Genomic DNA, 20,934 nt, shown 5'->3' with positions numbered 1-20,934 from the left:
GCGCAGAACCCTACAACAGGGCCAAGACCTGGGCGGATGGAATTATCGGCAGGCGCAATGTCGCGGGACAGGACACGAACCTCGAAGCGGCCTGTCTGGCCTCGGTTGATGCTTGACGCTTCGGCCTCGCCTGATGCTTTACATGATCACGGCGAGGCTGGCGACACTTCCTCTTCTGCCGATGAGCGAGCGGTGGTGGGCTGGCGGATCAACGCCGACGCCGACTATGGCACCTTGAACACCTTCACCCGCGGCAAGATCGACCTGCGCGAGGTCCGCCGGAACTGGGAGGACATCCTGCGGGTCGTCGCCTCCATCTACACCGGCACCGTCCGCGCCTACGACATGGTCACCATACTGCAGCGCGACGGGCACCCCACCGCGATCGGCGAGGCCATCGCCGCCTACGGCCGGATCTTTAAATCGCTGCACATCCTGGCCTACATCGACGTCGACGAGACCTACCGCCGCGACATCAAGCACATCCGCAACCTCCAAGAAGGCCGCCACTCGCTGGCCCGCAAGATCTGCCACGGCAAGAAGGGCGAGCTCTACCACCGCTACCAGCGCGGCCTGGAGAACCAGCTCGGCGTGCTCGGCCTGGTTCTCAACTGCGTCGTGCTGTGGAACACCGTCTACCTGGACGCCGCCGTCCAGCAGCTTCGGGCGCAGGGCTACCCGCTCCGCGGGGAGGACATGGCCCGGCTGTCACCGTTCGTCAGCAAACACCTGTGCGTCCATGGCGCCTACAGCTTCGCCCTGCCCGACCTGCCCCTCCGATGCGATCCGCGAGCTGCGCGACCCCGACGCGGCCGTCGACGACGAAGACGACACGTGACCTATCGAGGGGTCCCCAGCGGACAGTGCTCAAGACAGTGCTCACCGGTACTGCCAGGAGGTGCCGGTTGCCGCGGGCCTGACATCCTGGGGTGCTGTGTTGTCGAACTGGTGACAATCCAAGATTCCACACCGATTGGAAGTGATGGGTAGCGATGCCTGCGCACCGCGAGGTAGACGAAGCCAAGATCAAGCAGCAGGTCGAGAAGAGCGTCGAAGGAATCCGCGCCAAGGACCTCGAGGGCCTGAGGCAGCTTTACGCGACAGACGTCGTCTCCTTCGACGTCGAGCCGCCGCTGCAGCACGTAGGGATAGAGGCGAAGTTGGAGAACTGGAAGAAGGCGTTCACGCTCTTCCAGGATGTGAATTATGAGCTTCGCGACCTGACACTCACCGTGGGCGATGACGTGGCATTCGGCCACGGTTTCGGTCGGCTCAGCGGCACGCTGAAGAACGGGACGGCGACGAGTGGCATGTGGGTCCGGGCCACGTTCTGCTTCCGGAAGACCGATGGCCAGTGGTTGATCGCGCACGACCAGGCCTCTGTGCCGTTCGACATCGAAAGCGGCAAGGGCGTGGCCGACCTCGAGCCCTGACGAGTCGCCGAAGGGGCGTCGCGGACGCTGCCGCCGTTAAGCCGCTGGCCTGGTTTCGCAGGCCAGGGGCGCGGCGGTGCTGCCGGTGACGCCCCTGTCCGTGCTGACCGGGGCGTCATCGGCCGCGCGGGTCCAGGCGGATGCGCCCGGCGACGGTCGCCGGCCAGACGCTGAGGGGTTCGTTGGCGTCCTGCTATTGCCGGCACGGTGAGACCTGGCCGCGGAACCAGAGTGCCCGGCGCCGGTGTGGCGCCGGGCACTCTCCGGGGTTCAGCGACGTGTCACACGCCCGCCGTGGCCTGCGGCGACGGCTCTCGGGCGGGGATGTCTGCGGGCCGCCGCGCAGCAGCGCGCCGCAGATGACGGCGCCGGCTGCGAAGATGCCGGCGCACCATCAGTACACCGTGGTGTAGCTGTGGACCGCCGCGAGCTGGATCAGCTACGGTGTCGGCCCTCCGTGCAGGTGACCAGTCAGGTCGTGGGCGGTGGCGCTGGCAGCGATGGTTGAGGAGCGCGGTGCCAATGTATCGGGTCCCCCAACGAGGAATGCTGGTGGTTCAGAATCCGATGGTTTCGCGGAGCAGCAGGACGGTGCCGCGCCCGGGGTGGGGTTCTGCGTTGAGGATGAGAAGGCGGTTGAGGGCACTGGGCTTGCCGTAGACCTTCATGGCGCGGTCGTTTTCCAGCGGGAGGCAGTGGTCTTCGATGCGGCGCAGCGCGGTGGGCAGGTCGGACACCACCTTCTGCGCCCCGACGATCCAGATCGCGTGGGCGGCGGCGCCGGCGTAGCCGGGCACCTGGCTTCCGCTGGCCGAGGCGACCACAAGGGAGCCGGTTTCGGTGACCGCGGCGACACTGCCCACGATGACGTCGGGGGTAGACATCAGCCGCCAGATCTCGCGCAGTTGGGTGGCGCGGTCCATGGCCAGGCCGCGTGGCTTGACGGCGTCGTAGCGCCCGCTGGCGTTGATGTCCTCATCGATGCCAGACAGGCGGAGGGTCTCGCTGGCCCCGGTGAACACGCTGGCGCCCTCCGGTATCAGATCTTTAATGCGGGTACGCGCGGCGGCGGCGTCATCGAGGATTTCCACGGTGAAACCGTGTTCCGTCAGCGCAGCGGCCGCCCGCTCCAGGCGCTGCGCTGACGCCGGGTCGGCCAACGGTGTTGCCGGCATTGAGGTAGTCATGATGTCTCTGAGCTTCCTGTTCACTGGATGATGTGTTCGTCTCAGCAGTTCGACAACACAGCGCCCCGGAATGTCAGGCGACGCACCGGCCTCACATTCCGGTGCGCTGTCTTGTCGAACTGGTGAGGGCAGATGCGACCAAGGGAGCCGTCGACACCATGACCACCCAATCCGGGCCAGGACACGGCCGGCCCGATCCCGGCCTGGACGCGATCATGAGCGAGCGGCGTCAGCTGATCAATATCGCCTACCGGCTCCTGGGCTCCCTGGCCGAGGCCGAGGACGCCGCCCAAGAGACCTACGCCCGCTGGTACACCATGTCCCCGCAGCAGCAGGACGCCATCGAATCCCCCGGCGCCTGGCTGACGACGGTCGCCAGCCGCATCTGCCTCAACCTGCTCAGCTCCGCCCGGGCCCGGCGAGAGACCTACGTGGGCGAATGGATCCCCGAGCCGCTACCCGAACGTACGGAGTGGAGCACTGGGCAGCCGGGCGGCACCACCGTCGACCCGGCCGACCGGGTCACCCTGGATGAGTCGATCAACCTGGCCTTCCTGGTCGTGCTCGAATCGATGACCCCGGCCGAACGCGTCGCGTTCATCCTGCACGATGTCTTCTGCCACTCCTTTGCCGAAGTGGCCGAGATCGTCGGCCGTACCCCGGCGGCGTGCCGCCAGCTGGCCTCCTCGGCCCGCCGCCGTATCCGGGCCTCGCAGCCTTCGGCGACTCCGGCGGCCCAGCGCACCGGCATTGTCAGGGACTTCAAGCAGGCATGGGAGGCCAAGGACATCGATGCCCTCATCGGCCTGCTCGACCCCGACGCCACGGCGATCGCCGACGGCGGCGGCCTCGCCACGACCTTCCTGCACCCCATCGAAGGCGGCGAGCAGATCGCGCACGCCTGGGTCGAGATCGCCCGCCGGAGGCCCGGCAACATGACGTTCCTGGAGCGTACGGTCAACGGTCAGCCCGGTCTGGTGGCTCAGCAAGACGGCGTCACCATGACGGTGTTCGCGTTCGAGGTCGCGGGCGACCGGATCAAGCACATCTGGGTAGTACGCAACCCCGAGAAACTCCGTCGCTGGACGACGGGTTGAGGCGCGTCTCCATACCAGGAGCGGCGCTCGGGTCGGCGCGAGGTGCCCCAACCTGGTGCCCGGCGACCTGCGGCGACGCGTCGCATACGGCGCACAGCTTCTGTTGCCACATGGATCTCACCTACCAGCGCCAGGTCTAGATCATCCGCACACCACCTCCCTCGACGTGAGCCGTTGATCGCTCGCCGGGATGACTAATGGTTGCTCGTGTGGTTGTCCCGTTAGTTGCTCGGTGATTGCTCGTGTGTACGCGACACGGGGAGCGACTCATAATCCGTGGGTCGTGGGTTCAAGTCGCACCCGCCCTACTCGCGATCATGGCTCTGACCTGCGAATTCCCGACGATTTGCGATCTCGGGGCGAGCAGAAGACGGCCGATGGTCGCTCGTTGTTTGCTCGCGTGTCGCCGGTCCGGCGCCCAACCATCGGACTTCAAAATTGGACCCCTCCCAGAACGGCGACCACGAGCGGACGGATAATCCGCTGGCTGACGCGACCGCTTCACTTTCGGAGAGCCGCCGGTACCGGCAGCTGTGTGCCTGCCGAAAATTTATCCGTACGCTTCAAGCGGCATGTGAGTACTCGTGGAGGACTCCGCCGAGCCGGTCTCGTCGGCGTATGTTCAGGTCGACGATTCGCTCTGGATCCATGATCGGGTCCGGAACGGTGCGCAGCGGGGCCGCTTGAGCTAGGGCTTGATGGGCTCGATGCTCGTTGTAGAACCGTTCATACTCGCGCAGGGCGTGACGCAGGTGGCGTTCGTTCCACACTAAGCAGCGGTCGAGCAGTTCGCGCCGGCACGACTGCACCCATCGCTCCATGATCGAGTTCATCCGCGACATCCGGATCCCGGTGAGCAGGCTCAGAATGCCGGCCTCGGCCACGATCTCGTCCATGAGGGCGGGGAACTTGCCGTCCCGGTCCCTGATCAGATAGCGGGCCCGGCAGCCCGCATCTTCTAGATCCATCACGAGATTCTTCATCGCCTGGGTGACCCAGCTCGCGGTCGGGTGGGCAGTGGCGCCCAGCACGCGGACGCGCCTGGTGGCGTGCTCGATGACGGCCAGAATGTACTGACGCTGCCCATTGAGGGTAACGGTCTCGATGAAATCACAGGCCAGCAACGCCTCGGCTTGGGAACGCAGGAAGTCGGCCCACGTGATTGACGCCCGCTCAGGCGCCGGATCAACACCTTCCTGTTTGAGGATCTCCCAAACCGTTGACGGAGCCACCTTGATGCCGAGCGTGGTGAGTTCGCCGTACACCCGCCGGTATCCCCAGGATGGGTTCTCCCGGACCAGGCGCAGGATGAGAGCGCGGATGGAGCGGACCGTGGGCGGGCGCCCGGGCCGCTTCGGCTGGCAGGTATGGGCATGACGCTGTTTCATCAGATCGCGGTGCCAGCGCAGGACGGTGTCCGGACGGACGAGGAGCCGCAGCCGGCGCAGGACCCCGCGGGGCAGCGACGCCAGAAGGGCGGCGAGAAAGGCCCGGTCTTCCGGGGCAGAGCACGGCCAAACATCATGCCACACGCACAGCCCTCCTGACGGCCGGAGATCACGCACGCCAGACGAAGCCATAGCCAAAGCCGTGACCTGGGCGGATGACATTACCGGCAGGCGCAATGTGCTGGAGGACGGCATGACCCTGGCCGGGGGGCGTAAGAGCGACCCGGTGCTGAGCGTGCGGCGCGTCTTCGTGCACTCCTCGGCCTGCGCCCGCGCCGCGGCCAACGCGCGGGAGCTGAAGCTGTCTCGCGCCCGTGACGATCTGCAGCGGTTGGATCGGGGGCTGGGCTCGCGGCACTATCCCGATGCCGCCGCCGTCACCGCGCGGGTGACCGTCATCGGCAAGCAGCGGCGGGTGGCCGCGTTGCCGCCTATCACGGTCGGCAGTTGCTCCGAGACCGGCAAGCCCACGCTGGCTTGGCAGTTCGACCAGGAAGCGATCGAGGCCGAGACGGCTACCGACGGCTGGTATGCACTGCTCACCAATCTGGACCCGGCCCGCGCTGGCCGCCGTCCAAGCGCGCTCGAGCCCTTCCGCAGTGACCGACTGCTCAGGAGCCCGGGGCGCCGGCTCGATCTGGTACTCGATGAAGCCACGGTTCAGGTGGCGAAGATGGCGCGACGAACCGTGCCTGGGCTTCAGCGCTGCCTGAAGGCCCTGCGGTAGTCGCGGGGCGGCACGCCGCGGCGGAGCGCGAACTGCTCCCGGAACACGGCGGCGCTTCGGTAGCCGACGTGATGAGCAATGTTCTCGACGGGTAGATCCGTGGTCTCCAGGAGCTCTTCGGCGAGGTTCAGGCGCTGGGCCAGCAGCCAGGCGTGCGGGGTCGTGCCGGTGGCGGCCTTGAAACGGCGGGCGAAGGAGCGGCGGCTCATCAGAGCGCGGGCGGCGAGGTCGTCGACGGAGATCCGGCGGTCCAGGCCGGCCCTGGCCCAGGCGATCACCTCGGAGAGACGTTCGTCGTCGCCGTCGTCTGGGACGGGCGCGGGCAGATACTGCAGCTGGCCACCGCTGCGGTAGGGCGTGGTCACCAGGTCGCGAGCGATCGCGTTGGCTCGCGCGGCGCCGTGCTCACGACGGATCAGATAGAGGCAAAGATCGATACCCGCCACGGCGCCCGCGCCGGTGACGACGTGGTCCTGGTCGACGTAGAGAGACTCGGGACGGACCCGCACGGCTGGATGGCGGGCGGCGAGATCGGCGGCGAAGCGCCAGTGGGTGGTCGCCTCCAGGCCGTCGAGCAACCCGGCGGCGGCCGGCAGGAACGTACCGACACAGTGGGCGGCGATGATCGCCCCCCTGCCGGACGCGGCGCGGAAGGCGGCAAGGACGGCCTTCGGCGGATCGGCGCGAAACTCCACCCCTGGCAGAGCCAGGACCAGATCGGCGTCGGCGAGCCGATCCAGGCCGTGCTCGACCGGCAGGGGTAGGCCGAGATCGGTGCGCAACGTGCCGGGCCGATCGGCGCAGATGGCGAAGTCGAAGCCGGGGCGGCGGAAGATTTCGTTCACGATGCCCAGCCCCAGCGCGGTGACCCCCTTCGGGGCATAGGCGGCGACCGATCGAAACTTTGGCACAAAACCCACGATAATGGGTATTTCGGCCACTGGTTGAGGGACCACGTCGTCGTCAGACTGCTTTCCATGACCGACGCACCCAGCGGCCGTTCGGCCGCCTTCCATATCCTCGCCACCGGCTACACGACCTCCACGGGACCCGGCGTGGCCGCGACCGTGTCCTACGTCACCGAGGGCGACCTCAGAATCGTGGTGGACCCCGGCATGGTCGCAAGCCAGTCGGTGATCACCGACGCGCTCGCCGACCTCGGCCTCAAGACAGACGACATCACCGATGTGGTGCTCAGCCACCACCACCCCGACAACATCCTCAACGTCGGCCTGTTCGGCCAGGCGCGGATCCACGACCACAAGGCCATCTACCGGGGCCATGAGTGGAAGACCCGGAGGGCCGAGGGCTACGAGTTCTCGCCGTCGATCAGGTTGATCACCACCCCGGGCCACAGTGCCGAGGACATCACCCTCCTGGTCGGCGCCGCCGCGGGCGTCGTGGCTTTCGCGGGTGACCTGTGGTGGCGGGCCGACGGACCCGCCGATGACCCGGTCACCATAGACCGCCAAGTCCTTCGGGCCAGCCGGGAGCGCGTGCTGGCCGTCGCCGACCTCATCGTCCCCGGCCATGGCGCACCCTTCACCCCGACAGCGACAACTCCGCGCTGACGCCCGGGAGCGCCGAGGTCGGCGGCCGGACCAAGATCTTCACCGACCCTCGCTCGCCGCCGTCATCGTCCGGCTGACGACCCCGCCTCGCTGTTACGGTTTACGTACGACGAACCCGAAGAGCCTCCGGCGGGGGTCCCAGCCTCCGAGATGACCTCGACAAGCCGCACGTTGTCAGTGGCTGAGGTGGGCCGGATCTTCCCATCACCGTCGCCCAGGACAAGCCGAGCAGACCAAGGGCCGCCCCCCTGACGGGGTGGGACGACAGCGACGGGAAGATCCTCACCGTCGCGTAATCGAACAACATCGCCGAGCAGTGCGGGTGCCGATTATTCATCCGGCCAGGTCAAGCCGCATATCGGCCGAGTCGATCACGTCGGCGGGCGTCGAGCAGCGTGACCGGCGGACAGACCCCGCTCCAGGTCAAGCGAGCTCAGTTGCTCGTTGGCTGCTCGGTGGTCGCTCATTGATGTCGCGCGTCAGAATTAGTGGGCAGGAGTTAGAGCCTGCTGACGAAGGCTTAAGTCGGCGTGGGCATGGGGCCCTAGAGGGCCGGCCCGATCTTGTTGATATAGCCCTGGTGGGACCATTGGGACAACTGGACGCGGAAGCTGTTGACGTTCTCGATCCCCAGGACGGTGGCCAACTCGGCCCCTTTCCAGGCCCGCCAAGGCTGGGCGGCCAAAAGTTCCAGGACCTTGCCGCGCCGGTCGGGACTGGACAGTGCGCCTGCCGAAAAGTCCATCCGCGCAGTTCAAGCAGCATGTGAGTACTCGTGGAGAACCCCGCCGAGCCGATCTCGTCGGCGTATGTTCAGGTCGTCGATTCGCTTCGGATCGGTGATCGGATCCGGGACGGCGCGTAGTGGAGCAGCTTGGGCCAGGGCTTGATGGGCGCGGTGCTCGTTGTAGAACTGTTCGTACTCGCGCAGGGCGTGCCGCAGGTGGCGTTCGTTCCAGATCAGGCAGCGGTCTAGAAGCTCTCGGCGGCACGACAGCGCACCCATCGCTCCATGACCGCGTTCATACGTGGCATCCGGATACCGGTGAGCACGGTCTGGATGCCTGCGCCGGACAGGTCTCGTCCATGAGGGCCGGGAACTTGGCATCGCGGTCCCGGATCAGGTAGCGCGCCCGGCAGCCCGCATCCTCCAGATCCATCACCAGATTCTTGATCGCCTGGATGACCCAGGCCGCGCTCGGGTGCGCGGTGGTACCGAGCACGCGGACGCGCCTGGTGGTGTGCTCGATGACCGCCAGGATGTACTGACGCTGCCCGGTCAAGGTGATGGTTTCGATGAAATCACAGGCCAGCAGGCCAGCAGGCCGTCGGCTTGCGAGCGCAGGAAGTCGGCCCATGTGGTGGACGCCCTCTCGGGTGCCGGTTCAAGACCTTCCTGCTTGAGGATCTCCCAGACGGTGGACGGGGCGATCTTGCCGAGTGTGGTGAGCTCGCCGTGCACCCTCCGATATCCCCACGATGGATTTCGCGAACTATTCGCAGGATGAGGACACGGATGGAGCGGACCGTGGGTGGGCGGCCTCGCCTGTTCGGCCGGCAGCGCGCGTGGCCGAGGGTCGGTTTCGTGTCAGGAGATTGGGAGGTGCGGTGCCTGCTGGGTGTGGTGGTCCAGCAGGCGGGTGAGCAGCTGCACGAACTGGTCGCGTTCGGCAGGGGTCAGCGGGGCGAGCAGCTCGTCGTGGAGGTCGTCCAGGACCTTGTCGAGGCGGCGCAGGTGCCGGCGGCCTTGGGCCGTGATCGTGATGACGTTGCGGCGGCGGTCGTCGGGATCCGGTGCCCGCTCGACGAAGCCACGCTCGGCCAGTTCGTTGAGGACGCCGACCATGTCGCTGCGGTAGATGCCGGTGCGCCGGCTCAGCGTCGCCTGGCTGCCCGGGCCGTGCTCCTGCAACGAGGCGAGCACGGCGTAGTGCCACTTGCGGGCGTCGACCTGGGCCAGTCCCTCGTTCATCAGCCGGTCCGACTGCGCGGTCATGCCTGAGAGCAGGCGACTGGCCCGTCGGCGCAGCCTGTCCGGCGTCTTCGTCTCGCCGTCGTACGGCATGTCCGCGGCTTCGGCTCTGCTGGTCATGACGCTGATCCTACCCTCTTGCGTTAGCCAGCCTAACGATGTAGGTTCGTTCATGTCAGAAACGTTAGAAATTTAAACGTTAACTCAACGAATGAAAGAGGGCGCCATGTCCACGGATACTCTGATCGCCGACCGCATCGAGATCGCCGACCTGTTCGCCCGTTTCGCGCGGCTGCTCGACGAGAAGCGATGGGAGGATGCGGGCACCGTCTTCACCGACGATGTGGCGGTGCACTCGCCGCGCGGGGGCGAACTCCGCGGCATCGACAAGGTCGTCGGCTTTATGCGACAGGGCGAGGTCGAGGGGCAGCAAGCCCAGCACCTGACCACTGACCTGCTGGTGGACGTCGATGGCGAACAGGCGGCCGTCTCGGCGTACTCGCTCGTGTTCTACTACCGCGACGGCCAAGCACCCCACTTCACAGGCGGCCTGCGACTGGCGGGCACCGTGGTGCGGACGCCAGCGGGCTGGCGATTCCGTGAGCAGCGGATCACGCCCGCCTGGATCCGCGAGAACTGATCTCCGGGAGGCCGGGGACACGCCGGGGCGCAGGCGACCGTGTCATCATGCGGCTCCCCCGGCCCTCGGCCCCCGGCGACCGGCAGGAAGAAACTTCGACAGTTCCATAGCGACCTCACAACCAGGTCGAATGCTCCCCATTGGGGCACCCTCACGCTGACCCGTAGTCCGCGGCGGGACCATCGACCGTGCTGAGCTCATCCGCCGGGTCCGCGGTGCCACGAAGTTCAGCGAAACATCGGTGGCCGAGCGCATCACCGAGCTGACCACCACGGGGTTCCTACGCGACGGCCGCGTCCTGAGCATTGACCTGGGCAGCGCCAACGCCTTGCCAGTCGGCGCCTGAAACCCTCATCTCACACAAGGAATCCACCTCATGCCCACGATCGACGTTCTCGACTCGACGATTCACTACGAAGACCACGGCAGCGGAGCCACCGTCGTCTTCCTGCATGGCAATCCCTCCTCCTCACACATGTGGCGCAAGGTGCTGCCCCTGGTCGGAGTGGGACGGCTGATCGCCCCCGACCTGATCGGCATGGGCCGCTCGGGCAAGCCCGTCAGCGACTACCGGTTCGCCGACCACGCCCGCTACCTCGAGGCGTTCTTCGACGAGCTCGGCCTGGACGAGGTCGTGCTCGTCGGCCACGACTGGGGCGGCTCGCTCGCCTTCGACTGGGCGGCCCAGCACCCCGATCGGGTGCGCGGTCTCGCCTTCTTCGAGACGATCGTGCGTCCGATCGCCTCGAACGAACTCTCCGAGCAAGCGCGCGCCCGTACCGCGAAGCTGCGCACCACCGAGGGCGAGTCCCTGATGCTCGATTCGCACTTCCTCATCGACACCGCCTACACCGGGGGCGTGCTAAACCCGCTCAGCGAGGAGGATCTCGACCTCTACCGGGCGCCGTACCCCACCCGAGAAAGCCGTCGCCCGCTGCTGCACTGGACCCGCTCGCTGCCGATCGACGGCGAGCCCGCCGACGTGACCGCCCGGATCGACGCCTACGGCACCTGGCTGGCCTGCAGCCAGGACGTCCCCAAACTCCTGCTCACCTTCGACTCCTCACCGACCCTGCTCATCACCCCGGAACTCGCCGCCTGGTGCAAGGACAACATCGCCGGCCTCCAGATCGAACACTGCGGTCCAGCCGGTCACCACGCCTCCGAAGACCAGCCAGAAACGATCGCCGCAGCGATCTCCACCTGGCTGGACCAGCAGAACCTCTGATAGGCCCGCCCCGCCACCCAAGATGTAATGGGGCTTCGCCCCGTCCGCCGGTGATGAAACTGGTGGGCCGGTGCGGGTGGGTGCCTGGTTGGGGTCTTGGGACTATCCGGCCGGAATTGAACGATAAAGCCTCCGCCGCAGGTCAGGCGAGTTGCGAACGGGCGTGGGTGGATGAGGGCGCCTACAATGCGGACACGCCTGTCCTATCTGTAGGTCATCGGCCTGGAAACGACCGCTACGATCGGGAGAAGATCACGAGCTGTCACGCGGGCGGGGCACGAGGAGACTTGTCGAGCGACAGCGCGACCGCCGATGCTGAGGGCAAGGCCGGTGAGGCGGCTGCGCCGCCTCCGTTCGAGCCGGTGCGGGTCGTGCCAACTCGGCCCGATGGCTGACTGGCTCGGTCGCAGGCCGATCAGCTCGCTCGACCGGGACAGGATCCTTAAGGATCTGAGTGCCGATCAGGAAGAGCTGGACGCTGTCAAGCGGCAGGATGGCCTGCGTCTTGCACCGTTGTTCTCATCCATGATGATCGAAGGGTTCGGCGGGCAAGGTGATCCACGAAAAATGGCCCGGCTGCGAGCCGCCATCAACGCGGCGTGCCGGGTCGCGGCAGGCGATCGGCGGACCAGCTATCACGCGACCGATGAGCGCATCACGATCGGGATCGCTGGGCCGGACGCTCGTGAGCGGATCGCGGTGCTACGTCGGCAGCTCGCCAAGATCGGTGGTAGCCGCGGTTGGACGATCACCGAAGAGCCACGGCGAGGTTCTTCCTGGCGCGACAGAATTCTCCGAATGACCCTTGGGGCTCCCCTGCAGGACTTCCAGCGGGAACCCCAAGGGCGGGCGGTGTTTTCAAGAACACCGGCCAAAGCTATTTCTCCTGGCAGAGCACCGCTTTGGCCGCCTGATCGATGGCCTCACCGACGGCCATGGCCTGCTCGTTCTTGACCTTCAGCGTGGTGGACATGGCGAACTGACGGCGGCCGTCATCCGATGTGTAGGTCACGGCTAGGAAGCCGGGGCCATTGCCCGCGGATGCCCGTACTACCGGCTCGCTCCCGCACAGACCACCGCCGGAGGGCGGAGGGACGACTTCCTGTTGCAACGAGGAGGGCAGCAGCTTGCCTTGAACAAAGGCGCGCTGGAAGGCGCTGACGTCGTGGGCGGTGGAGATGACCCCTCCGGCCGCGCCACCAAAACTTGCGTTCTGCCGGTCCACGTCGCGCGGCTTGCCTGCAGCGTCGGGGTAGTAGCCGTGCCCGTGCGGGCCCTTGATGCCCTGAGGCGGCTTGGTGGTCAGATAGGTGTGGCTCATCCCGAGAGGTACGAAGAGACGCTGGGTCAGTTCGGCGGACAGGCTACGGCCGGTCACTTTCTCGATGATCATGCCGAGGAGGAAGTAGTTGGTGTTGGAGTAGGAGAATTTCTCGCCCGGCTCCCCCGTGCGGTGCAGCTTGCGCGACGCCTTCACCAAATCGACTGGTGGGTAGTAGGTCGTGAAGTCGAAGGGGTCGTCGAACTGCCCGGAGGCGAAGAAGTCGGGGATGCCGGAGGTGTGACGGATCATCTGCCGCACGGTGATCTCATCGGCCCGCTCCACGAGATCCTGCTGCGTCGCCTCCGGCAGAACCTCGGCCAGCTTGTCGTCCAGGCCGAGCCTGCCCTCCTTGACCAGTTGCAACAGCACCGTGGCGACCATGGTTTTGGTCTGGGATCCCACCCGGTACGGGAAGCCGGGGGGATGCGGCCGTCCTTGCCCTCGAGCAGGCGGGAACCTGCCGTCCCCTGGCCCTTTCGCTTGCCGTCGACATACAGCTGTCCGATGGCTCCGACCACCCCGTCGGTCTTCGCCAGCTTCGCCATCGCCTGCTGGACGTCTCCCAATTTGACCGGCCCGCCGCGGTGGCGGGTGCTGGCACGCTCAACGCCAGCACCGCGCCCGCCACCCCAGCGGCCACGCCCATCGTTCTGCCACGCCTCATCGCTGTGATCCTTTCAACGGGACTTCGAGGGTGATCACATCTACCGGCCGGCGCTTATCGGCGGGCGATCGGCGGACCATACGTGTTCCATATGCAGGTGTTGCGATACTGCCCGGATGCGTGTCCTCTTGGTCGAAGACGAGCAGCCCCTGGCCGGATACATCGAAGCCGGGCTACGCAAGCACGGCTTCACCGTCGACGTCGCCCTGGACGGCCGGAGCGCGCTGGACAAGTGCGAGGTCACGCCCTACGACGTGGTGGTCCTGGACCGGGACCTGCCCATCGTGCACGGCGATGCGGTGTGCCGCCGGCTCGCCCAGCGCGGGGTGTCGCGGGTGCTGATGCTGACCGCGTCCGACGCTGTGGAGGACCGGGTCGGCGGGCTGATGCTGGGCGCCGACGACTATCTGGGCAAGCCGTTTGCGTTCTCCGAACTGGTCGCGCGGGTCCACGCCCTGGTACGGCGCAGCGCACCGGCCCGCGCGCCGGTGCTGCGCGCCGACGGCGTGACCCTATATCCGGCTCGGCGCACGGCCGAGCGGGACGGGCGGCTGCTGCGGTTGACCTCCAAGGAGTTCGGTGTGCTGGAGCAGTTACTCTCCGCCGGTGGTGACGTGGTCAGCGCGGAAACGCTGCTGGACAAGGTGTGGGACGAGCACGCGGACCCGTTCACCAACGCGGTACGGATCACTGTCGGCACGCTGCGTCGTAAGCTCGGCGACCCGCCGGTGATCGAGACCGTCACCGGCGCCGGCTACCGGATCGGCGGGTGAACGGGTGTCCCGGCACAGGATGGCCTGGCTGACCGCCCGGGCCCGGCTGGCGCTGCTGCAGACCGTCCTGGTGCTGGCCGCCGGCACCGCGCTGACCGGGCTGACCTACCTGCTGATGCGGTGCCGCACGTTCGCCACCCGGCTGGACTTGGCCGGCACTGACCCATCGGGCACCCCCCCCCCGCCGATGCCGGCACCGGCCGAGGACCTGCGCGCTTTCGCCGACCGGGTGCAGGCCGAGACCCTGTCCGCGCTGCTGACCCGGGCCGGTCTGGCGCTCGTCGTGGTGACCGGCCTGGCCGCCGTACTGGCCTGGCTGGTGGCCGGACGGGTGCTGCGGCCGATCCGCGTGATCTCGGCCACCGCCCGGCGCCTGTCGGCCGAGAACCTCACCAAGCGGGTCCCGGTCACCACCCCCGCCGACGAACTGTCGGCGCTGGCGGGCACCATCAACGGGATGCTCGACCGCATCCAGCGTGGCGTCGCCGAGCGGGACCGGGTCCTGGATAGCCAGCGGCTGTTCACCGCCAACGCCGCCCACGAGCTGCGCACGCCGCTGACCACCGCACGCACGGCTATCGACGTCACCCTGGACGGAGATCCGGACCGTGCCGAGCTGCTCGCGATGGCCGGCGACGTCCGCGACGCCGTCGAGCACATGCAGCGCATCCTGGACGGGTTGCTGTTGCTGGCCCGCAGCCAGGCCGGGCTCACCGCACGTGAACCGGCCGACCTCGCCACCATCGCGGCTGCCGCCCTCGACGCCGCCGCGGCGCGGGCGGCAGCCGTCGGCATCGCCGTCCACCCCCGGCTCCGACCGGCACCGGTCACCGGCGAACCCGTCCTGCTGGAACGCATGATCGGCAACCTGGTCGACAACGCGATCCGCCACAACGAGGCCGGCGGGCACCTGACCGTCGATACGGGCACGGCGGGTGGGCACGCTGTGCTGCGGATCTTCAACAGCGGCCGCCAGATCCCGCCCGAGGAGGCGGAGTGGCTGCTGGAGCCCTTCGTGCACGGGCAGGGGACCCGCGTCCGTACCGACGGCCTGGGACTGGGGTTGTCGATCGTGCGCGCGGTCACACTCGCCCACCGGGGACGGATCGCGGTCACCGCCCGCACCGGCGGCGGCCTCGACGTCACCGTCGACCTCCCACAGAGCCCGGTGATCACGGACGCGAGATCGCGGGCCACCGGATCACTTCAGGAAATGGCCCTTCCGTGAAGTAACGTGGCTGCTTGCTGTCCTCCACTCACAGCTCGGCGTCCCCGCCCGTCGGGCAGGATCACGCCGAAATCACATCACGAAAGGTGGTAGGTTCCCCGAACGCCTCGATCCGGCCGACGACAGCCTCCCGGTCTGGACGGAGCGCTACCTCGATCTCGCCGTGCGCGGAGTCCGCTCGGCGGAGGTCACCGCCAAGATCTCCCGGCATCTGGAGCGCTTTGGCGCCTGGATCACGGGCGGCCTCGGGCACGACCGGCTCTCGGCCGTCACCGCGCGCGAGGTCACCGCCTGGCGCGACCACCTGGCCACCGTCGGCAACCGCGGCCGTGACGACACGCCCGCGCCGATGGCGCCGGCGACCGTCAACAACCACCTCGCGCACCTTGTACCGCTTCAAAACTCATCGCATGAGGCTTGATCTGGGGGTTCTCCGGAACGACTATGCGGCCCGGTGGTACTCGTTGATCAACCGGCCGAGCACCTTGCGACGCTCGATCCGCCCCTCCAGCGGTACGACAGTTACCAGATCAGCGAAGCAACCGTGCGGCGGATCCTCCGGCGTCAGCGGTTCGGCCCGGCTCACGAAACCTCGACACCTCGTGGCGGACGTTCCTGCGCGTCCAGGCGAAAGGGCTTCTGGCCGTCGACTTCTTCCACGTCGACACGATCTACTTGAAGCGCCTGTACGTGCTGTTCGTCATAGAGGTGGCCACCCGGCGCGTGCATATTTTGGGTGTGACTGCCAACCCCACCGGGGCATGGTTGCTCGGGTGTTGCTCGTGCGTGCGACCCGTGGTTGCTCGCGGCATTGTCGCAGACCCCGGGCGACAATGGCGGACGGAATGGTACAAGGCGGCACACGGCGGCAGTAGACGGCACACCGCGTAGAACCGGCCCTTGCGCGCCTGCCGGAGGAACTGCCTGGCCTCGTCGAGGGTGAGCGCCTGGATCTCCGGCCGCTCGACAGTGCCCAGTTGGACGTTCTTCGCGACGTTGCGCAGCACCAGATCTTCGCGCACGGCCTTCAGGGCCGCCCTGTCGAGCTGTGGAAACAGGGCGAGAGCGGCTCAGTGCTCGAGAACGCCGTGTGCGGCCACGATGTCACTTGAAGCGTTCGGCCGCACCTCGGTGATGCGCTCGGCCAGCAGCAGCGCAGCGGCAAGCCCGCCCTCCGACTTGTCGCCAACGAGTCCGAGCTCGACCCGGTCGGCCAGGTAGTCCTCCGGGATGCCGTCCTCGTCGCCGGGAAACAGCGGATCGAAGGACAGGATCCTGCGGCCGTCGGCGTAATGGTCGAAGGACGCGACCCTGTTCACGTTGACGAAGACACTCGCCGTGACCGTCCCGGCCGACAAGGGCCGCAGCACCTCGTCCAGCGTGCCGGCGAAGCCGTTCCACTCGCTCAGAATGGTCCCGCCCTCGGCCGAACGGGCAGAGATGAGGCCCTCCTCGATCTCGCCTTCCTCGTCATCGCCGTCGAATACCTCGATGCCAAAGCGGGCCAGCGCCTCGTGCGGGGTAAGGCCGCGGACGAAGGTTGCGCAGAACGCATCGTCATCGAGCCAGTCGTAGCCGCTCATGGAATCCTGTTCTCTCCGGGGACAGATCATGGAGATCCTGGCATGCGAGTCCGACGAAAAGTCTGTACGCCCTTGATACGGAAGTGATCTTTTAAAGCCAGCTCGAGTGAGCAGGTTCGGAAGTCTCCGAACTGACGGCAACCGTTGACGGCAACGTCACCAGACGCAGGCGGACGCGGCATGCAGGACAGGGTGGGGTGTTCAGGAGTATGGCTGGCCTGGGATGTAGAGGGGTTGAGAAGATCGCTTCCCGAATCCCCGATGATGGTTTCCCGGAAAATGTGAGTGATCTGTGCGGTGACCAGGTCGGCGAGCGACCACCAGCGCGCTCCGCGTCCGCGCCCGGGATGGTGGTCCGCATCAGGCCGTACGGGCCGCGTGAAGGCGCCCGGGGACAAGAGGTTCGCACGGCGGCGGGCACCGCCTTGATCATATGTCGGCGGGCACGAATAGACTGTGGGCCGCCACCGTCGCGGAACGCCGATGACCCGCCGCCGCCCCACGGGAGCGGCCGTCAGCGGGCGGGGAGGTCAGCATGGATTTCCGGCTCCTCGGCCCCGTCGAGGTATGGGATGTCGACGGACAGGTGGCACTCGGGCGGCGGGCGGAGCGGTGCCTGCTCGGGCTGCTGCTGCTCGACACCGGGCGGGTCATCTCCGTCGGGCGGTTACTGGACCTCCTGTGGGAGGGCGAGCCGCCGGACAACGCGCGCGGCGTACTGCAGAGCCACGTCGCGCGACTGCGCGGCACACTGGACCCGGACCGCACCGGCGGACGCGGGTTCCGGCTGCTCCGCCGAGGCGACGGCTACCTGGCCGAGACCGACCCCGGCGCGGTGGACGTCCGCCGGTTCCGGGAGGGCGTCGGACGGGGGCAACGGACGTCCGACCCGGGGGAGCGGGCCCGGCTGCTCCGGGAGGCTCTGTCCTACTGGCGCGGTCCGCTGCTCGCCGACGTGGCGAGCGAGCGGATGCGTGATCGGGTCGGCGTCGGGCTCGAGGAGCTGCGGCTGTCCGCGCTGGAATCCTGCCTGGAGGCCGAGCTGGACTGCGGCCGGCACCGGGAGCTGCTACCCGAACTCGCCGACCTGGTGCTGCGGCACCCCGACAGGGAGAGGCCGATCCGGGCCTACATGGTGGCGCTCTACCGCGACGGCCGTCCGCCCGAGGCGCTGGCGGTGTACCGCAGGGCGCGTGCCCACTTCAGCCGCGAGCTGGGCCTGGAACCCACCGCGGAGCTGCGCCGGCTCCACCAGATGATCCTCGCCGGAGACGCCTCGCTGCATGCCCGGACGCCGGACCCGGCCCCTACGGCCGTGGTGCGGCCCCGCCCTCCGGTGCCGGCGCAGCTCCCGCCGGACCTTCCCCACTTCGTCGGGCGGACGGCCGAGGTCGCCCGGCTCGACGCCGTCCTCGCCGGGGCCGCGTCGATGACCGTCTGCTGCCTGTCGGGGACCGCCGGGGTGGGCAAGACGACGCTGGCCGTCCACTGGGCCCACCGCGTGCGGGACCGGTTCCCGGACGGGCAGCTCTATGTGAACCTGCGCGGCTTCGATCCGGACGCCGCGCCGGTGGATCCGTTCGACGCGCTGCGCCGCTTCCTGGGCGCGTTGAACACCCCGCCCGAGCGGATCCCCCAGGACTCGGACGCGCTGGTCGGGCTGTACCGCAGTCTTCTGGCCGGACGGCGCGTGCTCGTGGTGCTCGACAACGCGCGCGACGCCGAGCAGGTCCGTCCCCTGCTGCCCGGCGGGGCGGGGTGCCTGGTCCTGGTGACCAGCCGCGATTCTCTCACCGGGCTGGTCGCGGCGGAGGGCGCGCAGCCGCTCACGATCGGCCTGCTGTCGCCCGGGGAGGCCCGGGAGCTGCTGGCCGCCCGCCTCGGCGCGCCGCGGCTCGCGGCCGAGGGCGAGGCCGCCGACGATCTGGTCGCGCTGTGCGAGCGCCTGCCCCTCGCCCTCGCCGTCCTGGCGGCACGCGCGGCCACCGAGCCGGACCTGCCGCTGGCGGACCTGGTGGCGTGGGTGCGCGGCGCGGGCGCCGAGCTCGACCCGTTCGGCGGCGAGGACCGGGCGACGGACGTGCGGGGGGTCTTCTCCTGGTCGTACCGCACGCTCGGCGCGCCGGCCGCGCGCCTGTTCCGCCTGCTGGCGCTGCACCCGGGGCCGGACGTCTCCACGCGGGCCGCCGCCGCCCTGGCCGGGCTTCCGCACGGGCGGGCGCGCGACCTGCTCACGGAACTGGCCCGCGCCCATCTGGTCACCGAGGACCTCCCCGGGCGGTTCGCCCTGCACGACCTGCTGCGCGCCTACGCCAGGGAGCTCGCTGACCGCGACAGCGCCGACGAGAGCCGTGCCGCGCCGCTGCGGCTGCTCGACTACTACCTGCACACCGCGCACGTGGCCACGATGGTCATCAATCCGCGCCCGGACCCAGTCGGTCTCGCGCCCCCCGCCCCGGGGGCGGCCCCCCAGGAGCACCCGGACTACGACCACGCCATGACCTGGTTCGCCGAGGAACGTCCGGTGTTGCAGTCGATGGTCCCGTGGTCGGTGGCGAAGGGCTTCCCGGCGCACGCCTGGCGGCTCGCCTGGACCATGGTCGACTTTCTCGACCGGCGCGGCTTCTGGGACGAGTGGGCCAAGGCCGAGACCGTCGCGCTCGACGCGGCCCGCCGGACCGGGGACCTCGCCGGTCAGGCCCTGTGCCACCGCGACCTCGCCTCCGCGTACACGCAGATGCAGATGTTCGAGGCGGCGGAGGCGGACCTGCGCGCCGCGCTCGCGCTGTTCACCGAGCTCCAGGACGTGCGCGGCCAGGCGGGCTGCTACAACAACCTCGGCTGGCTCTACGGGGTCCAGGACCGTTACCAGGAGGCGCTGGAGAACGCCGAACAGGCGCTGCACCTGGTGAGGCTGATCGACGACACGGTGGAGGAGGCCCGGGCGCTCAACTCGGTCGGTCAGAGCCACGCCCTGCTCGACCATCCCGAGCACGCCATCCTCTACTGCCGGGAGGCGCTGACGCTGTTCGAGCGTGCAGGCGACCTGCACGGGCAGGCCGCCGCTCTCGACGGGCTCGGGCTGGGGTATCAGAAGCTGCCCGACCCCGCCGAGGCGGCCTCGTGCTACGAACGCGCGGCGGGCCTGTTCAGGAAGGCCGGCGAACGCTACTTCGAGGCGGACACGCTGTCGAAGCTCGGCGACGTGCTGCGCGCGGCCGGCGATGACCGGGGCGCCCGCCTGATCTGGCGTCGGGCCCTCGACATCCTCACCGAGCTGGACCACCCGGACCGGGCACTGGTCCAGGAGAGGCTGGCCGGCCCGGGCGCATGACGCCGCGGTGCGGGCGACCGGCCCCGGGAGCATCCGCCCCCGCCGCTTGACATGCCCTTGACGCGCCGGGCCGCGGCGACCGCCCGTCCCCGCCCGCATGCCGCCGCGAGTGGCAAGCCCACGTCAAGCCGCCCCCGCGATGCTCTCCCGGGAAACGAAAGAAACGGAGACATCATGAAGACCACACGGAAGCTCGCCGCAGCGGCGACCACGGCCGCCCTGGGCCTCAGCGTCCTCACCGCCTCGCCCGCGCACGCCGCCGTCACCCGCAGCTTCAGCGTGTCCGCCTACGACGGCGCCGCCTGGGGCACGGTCACCTTCAACAACTACTCGTGGACCGTGGACGCGTACATCTACCGCGACTCCGGCGCCTCGATCTCGTTGAAGGTCTGCGGCTGGCAGACCCTGGACAACGGCAGCTCCGCTCAGCTGGTCTGCAAGACGGCCAGCAACGGTGGCTCGGTCGGCTCGACCCGGCACGTCACCACCCTCGGCGCGTCCGCGAACTGGGCGCAGGTCTACGCGGCCACCACGTACCTCTACGTCAACGGTGCGTACGTCGCCGGACAGTGGGTCTACAAGTAGTCCTGGACCCGGCAGGACGGCCGGCGTCCGACCCGCTTCCCGCGGTCCGGGCGCCGTCCAGGGCCGATCACGAAGGCGGCGGGACGGCGCCGCCTCTCGTGGCGGGGGCATGGTGAGGCGGGGCACCTCCGGACGAGGTG

The 20,934-nt window shown here is 68.5% G+C and carries 22 protein-coding genes; 12 read left to right on the top strand and 10 right to left on the bottom strand.

Annotated features, from left to right (window positions below; all coding sequences use genetic code 11):
- Nucleotides 1-108: 108 nt before the first annotated feature.
- Together N5079_RS06930 and N5079_RS06925 are read left to right on the top strand one after the other, a co-directional pair.
- Entirely contained in the window at nucleotides 109-990 is an 882-nt protein-coding gene (locus N5079_RS06930) for a transposase (RefSeq protein ID WP_261582724.1), read from the top strand.
- Nucleotides 991-992: 2 nt separating this feature from the next.
- The gene (locus tag N5079_RS06925; protein ID WP_261582722.1) at nucleotides 993-1,433 is read left to right on the top strand and encodes a YybH family protein; all 441 of its coding nucleotides are present in this window, start codon (nucleotides 993-995) and stop codon (nucleotides 1,431-1,433) included.
- A 557-nt stretch (nucleotides 1,434-1,990) separates the two neighbouring features.
- Here N5079_RS06925 and N5079_RS06920 read toward each other — a convergent pair.
- A complete protein-coding gene (locus tag N5079_RS06920) occupies nucleotides 1,991-2,608 on the bottom strand; it encodes a lactate utilization protein (protein ID WP_261582720.1) in 618 nt (205 codons plus the stop codon).
- A gap of 170 nt (nucleotides 2,609-2,778) precedes the next feature.
- On the opposite strand from N5079_RS06920, the gene sigJ reads away from it, so the two are divergent.
- On the top strand, nucleotides 2,779-3,717 hold the full coding sequence (gene sigJ / locus N5079_RS06915) for an RNA polymerase sigma factor SigJ (protein WP_261582719.1): 939 nt from the start codon (nucleotides 2,779-2,781) through the stop codon (nucleotides 3,715-3,717).
- Nucleotides 3,718-4,280: 563 nt separating this feature from the next.
- Here the strand turns inward: sigJ and N5079_RS06910 are convergent.
- Nucleotides 4,281-5,249: a helix-turn-helix domain-containing protein gene (locus tag N5079_RS06910; protein WP_261582718.1), complete on the bottom strand. Its 969-nt coding sequence runs from the start codon at nucleotides 5,247-5,249 to the stop codon at nucleotides 4,281-4,283.
- A gap of 58 nt (nucleotides 5,250-5,307) precedes the next feature.
- Between N5079_RS06910 and N5079_RS06905 the strand changes: the two genes are divergently transcribed.
- A complete protein-coding gene (locus tag N5079_RS06905) occupies nucleotides 5,308-5,892 on the top strand; it encodes a hypothetical protein (protein WP_261582717.1) in 585 nt (194 codons plus the stop codon).
- Here N5079_RS06905 and N5079_RS06900 read toward each other — a convergent pair.
- Nucleotides 5,865-6,803 (bottom strand): GlxA family transcriptional regulator, encoded by a 939-nt coding sequence (locus tag N5079_RS06900; RefSeq protein ID WP_261582715.1) that lies wholly within the window; start codon nucleotides 6,801-6,803, stop codon nucleotides 5,865-5,867. The two genes, N5079_RS06905 and N5079_RS06900, sit on opposite strands and share 28 nt — an antisense overlap.
- Nucleotides 6,804-6,869: 66 nt before the next feature.
- Between N5079_RS06900 and N5079_RS06895 the strand changes: the two genes are divergently transcribed.
- The gene (locus tag N5079_RS06895; protein ID WP_261582714.1) at nucleotides 6,870-7,463 is read left to right on the top strand and encodes an MBL fold metallo-hydrolase; all 594 of its coding nucleotides are present in this window, start codon (nucleotides 6,870-6,872) and stop codon (nucleotides 7,461-7,463) included.
- A gap of 544 nt (nucleotides 7,464-8,007) precedes the next feature.
- Here N5079_RS06895 and N5079_RS06890 read toward each other — a convergent pair.
- The 4 genes from N5079_RS06890 to N5079_RS06875 form a co-directional block, all read right to left on the bottom strand.
- Complete coding sequence (locus N5079_RS06890; protein WP_261582713.1) at nucleotides 8,008-8,208, bottom strand: hypothetical protein; 201 nt, start codon at nucleotides 8,206-8,208, stop codon at nucleotides 8,008-8,010.
- Between the two features lie 9 nt (nucleotides 8,209-8,217).
- Nucleotides 8,218-8,469, bottom strand: coding sequence for a hypothetical protein (locus tag N5079_RS06885; protein ID WP_261582711.1), 252 nt, complete (start codon nucleotides 8,467-8,469; stop codon nucleotides 8,218-8,220).
- A gap of 16 nt (nucleotides 8,470-8,485) precedes the next feature.
- Complete coding sequence (locus tag N5079_RS06880; protein ID WP_261582710.1) at nucleotides 8,486-8,821, bottom strand: hypothetical protein; 336 nt, start codon at nucleotides 8,819-8,821, stop codon at nucleotides 8,486-8,488.
- Between the two features lie 230 nt (nucleotides 8,822-9,051).
- The gene (locus N5079_RS06875) at nucleotides 9,052-9,555 is read right to left on the bottom strand and encodes a MarR family winged helix-turn-helix transcriptional regulator (RefSeq protein ID WP_261582709.1); all 504 of its coding nucleotides are present in this window, start codon (nucleotides 9,553-9,555) and stop codon (nucleotides 9,052-9,054) included.
- 106 nt (nucleotides 9,556-9,661) lie between these two features.
- On the opposite strand from N5079_RS06875, the gene N5079_RS06870 reads away from it, so the two are divergent.
- Both N5079_RS06870 and N5079_RS06860 read left to right on the top strand, forming a co-directional pair.
- Nucleotides 9,662-10,075, top strand: a complete 414-nt coding sequence (locus N5079_RS06870; protein WP_261582708.1) for a nuclear transport factor 2 family protein — start codon at nucleotides 9,662-9,664, stop codon at nucleotides 10,073-10,075.
- A 376-nt stretch (nucleotides 10,076-10,451) separates the two neighbouring features.
- Entirely contained in the window at nucleotides 10,452-11,303 is an 852-nt protein-coding gene (locus N5079_RS06860) for a haloalkane dehalogenase (protein WP_261582707.1), read from the top strand.
- Between the two features lie 877 nt (nucleotides 11,304-12,180).
- Here the strand turns inward: N5079_RS06860 and N5079_RS06855 are convergent.
- On the bottom strand, nucleotides 12,181-13,194 hold the full coding sequence (locus N5079_RS06855; RefSeq protein ID WP_261582960.1) for a serine hydrolase domain-containing protein: 1,014 nt from the start codon (nucleotides 13,192-13,194) through the stop codon (nucleotides 12,181-12,183).
- Between the two features lie 213 nt (nucleotides 13,195-13,407).
- On the opposite strand from N5079_RS06855, the gene N5079_RS06850 reads away from it, so the two are divergent.
- The 3 genes from N5079_RS06850 to N5079_RS06840 all read left to right on the top strand — a co-directional run bounded on the left by N5079_RS06850 (nucleotide 13,408) and on the right by N5079_RS06840 (nucleotide 15,713).
- Nucleotides 13,408-14,064, top strand: a complete 657-nt coding sequence (locus tag N5079_RS06850) for a response regulator transcription factor (protein ID WP_261582706.1) — start codon at nucleotides 13,408-13,410, stop codon at nucleotides 14,062-14,064.
- Nucleotides 14,065-14,068: 4 nt separating this feature from the next.
- On the top strand, nucleotides 14,069-15,292 hold the full coding sequence (locus N5079_RS06845) for a sensor histidine kinase (RefSeq protein WP_261582705.1): 1,224 nt from the start codon (nucleotides 14,069-14,071) through the stop codon (nucleotides 15,290-15,292).
- 163 nt (nucleotides 15,293-15,455) lie between these two features.
- Complete coding sequence (locus N5079_RS06840; RefSeq protein ID WP_261582703.1) at nucleotides 15,456-15,713, top strand: hypothetical protein; 258 nt, start codon at nucleotides 15,456-15,458, stop codon at nucleotides 15,711-15,713.
- Between the two features lie 21 nt (nucleotides 15,714-15,734).
- Here the strand turns inward: N5079_RS06840 and N5079_RS06835 are convergent, their stop codons facing one another.
- Nucleotides 15,735-15,878 (bottom strand): hypothetical protein, encoded by a 144-nt coding sequence (locus N5079_RS06835; protein WP_261582701.1) that lies wholly within the window; start codon nucleotides 15,876-15,878, stop codon nucleotides 15,735-15,737.
- 484 nt (nucleotides 15,879-16,362) lie between these two features.
- Entirely contained in the window at nucleotides 16,363-16,875 is a 513-nt protein-coding gene (locus N5079_RS06830) for a DUF6461 domain-containing protein (protein ID WP_261582700.1), read from the bottom strand.
- A gap of 535 nt (nucleotides 16,876-17,410) precedes the next feature.
- Here N5079_RS06830 and N5079_RS06825 point away from each other — a divergent pair.
- Nucleotides 17,411-20,209, top strand: coding sequence for an AfsR/SARP family transcriptional regulator (locus N5079_RS06825; RefSeq protein WP_261582699.1), 2,799 nt, complete (start codon nucleotides 17,411-17,413; stop codon nucleotides 20,207-20,209).
- A gap of 174 nt (nucleotides 20,210-20,383) precedes the next feature.
- Complete coding sequence (locus tag N5079_RS06820) at nucleotides 20,384-20,794, top strand: hypothetical protein (RefSeq protein WP_261582698.1); 411 nt, start codon at nucleotides 20,384-20,386, stop codon at nucleotides 20,792-20,794.
- Nucleotides 20,795-20,934: the final 140 nt, after the last annotated feature.

Source organism: Planotetraspora sp. A-T 1434 (genome assembly GCF_025420585.1).
Classification (GTDB): Bacteria; Actinomycetota; Actinomycetes; order Streptosporangiales; family Streptosporangiaceae; genus JAOEGB01.
This window is presented reverse-complemented; position numbering and strand designations above follow the sequence as displayed.

Coding starts and splice junctions, on each gene's coding strand:
- N5079_RS06825 (WP_261582699.1), top strand. CDS start 17,411: ATGGATTTCCGGCTCCTCGGCCCCGTCGAGGTATGGGATGTCGACGGA.
- N5079_RS06930 (WP_261582724.1), top strand. CDS start 109: ATGCTTGACGCTTCGGCCTCGCCTGATGCTTTACATGATCACGGCGAG.
- N5079_RS06920 (WP_261582720.1), bottom strand. CDS start 2,608: ATGCCGGCAACACCGTTGGCCGACCCGGCGTCAGCGCAGCGCCTGGAG.
- N5079_RS06820 (WP_261582698.1), top strand. CDS start 20,384: ATGAAGACCACACGGAAGCTCGCCGCAGCGGCGACCACGGCCGCCCTG.
- N5079_RS06860 (WP_261582707.1), top strand. CDS start 10,452: ATGCCCACGATCGACGTTCTCGACTCGACGATTCACTACGAAGACCAC.
- sigJ (WP_261582719.1), top strand. CDS start 2,779: ATGACCACCCAATCCGGGCCAGGACACGGCCGGCCCGATCCCGGCCTG.
- N5079_RS06890 (WP_261582713.1), bottom strand. CDS start 8,208: ATGGACTTTTCGGCAGGCGCACTGTCCAGTCCCGACCGGCGCGGCAAG.
- N5079_RS06830 (WP_261582700.1), bottom strand. CDS start 16,875: ATGAGCGGCTACGACTGGCTCGATGACGATGCGTTCTGCGCAACCTTC.
- N5079_RS06885 (WP_261582711.1), bottom strand. CDS start 8,469: ATGGGTGCGCTGTCGTGCCGCCGAGAGCTTCTAGACCGCTGCCTGATC.
- N5079_RS06895 (WP_261582714.1), top strand. CDS start 6,870: ATGACCGACGCACCCAGCGGCCGTTCGGCCGCCTTCCATATCCTCGCC.
- N5079_RS06870 (WP_261582708.1), top strand. CDS start 9,662: ATGTCCACGGATACTCTGATCGCCGACCGCATCGAGATCGCCGACCTG.
- N5079_RS06850 (WP_261582706.1), top strand. CDS start 13,408: ATGCGTGTCCTCTTGGTCGAAGACGAGCAGCCCCTGGCCGGATACATC.
- N5079_RS06875 (WP_261582709.1), bottom strand. CDS start 9,555: ATGACCAGCAGAGCCGAAGCCGCGGACATGCCGTACGACGGCGAGACG.
- N5079_RS06925 (WP_261582722.1), top strand. CDS start 993: ATGCCTGCGCACCGCGAGGTAGACGAAGCCAAGATCAAGCAGCAGGTC.
- N5079_RS06880 (WP_261582710.1), bottom strand. CDS start 8,821: ATGGGCCGACTTCCTGCGCTCGCAAGCCGACGGCCTGCTGGCCTGCTG.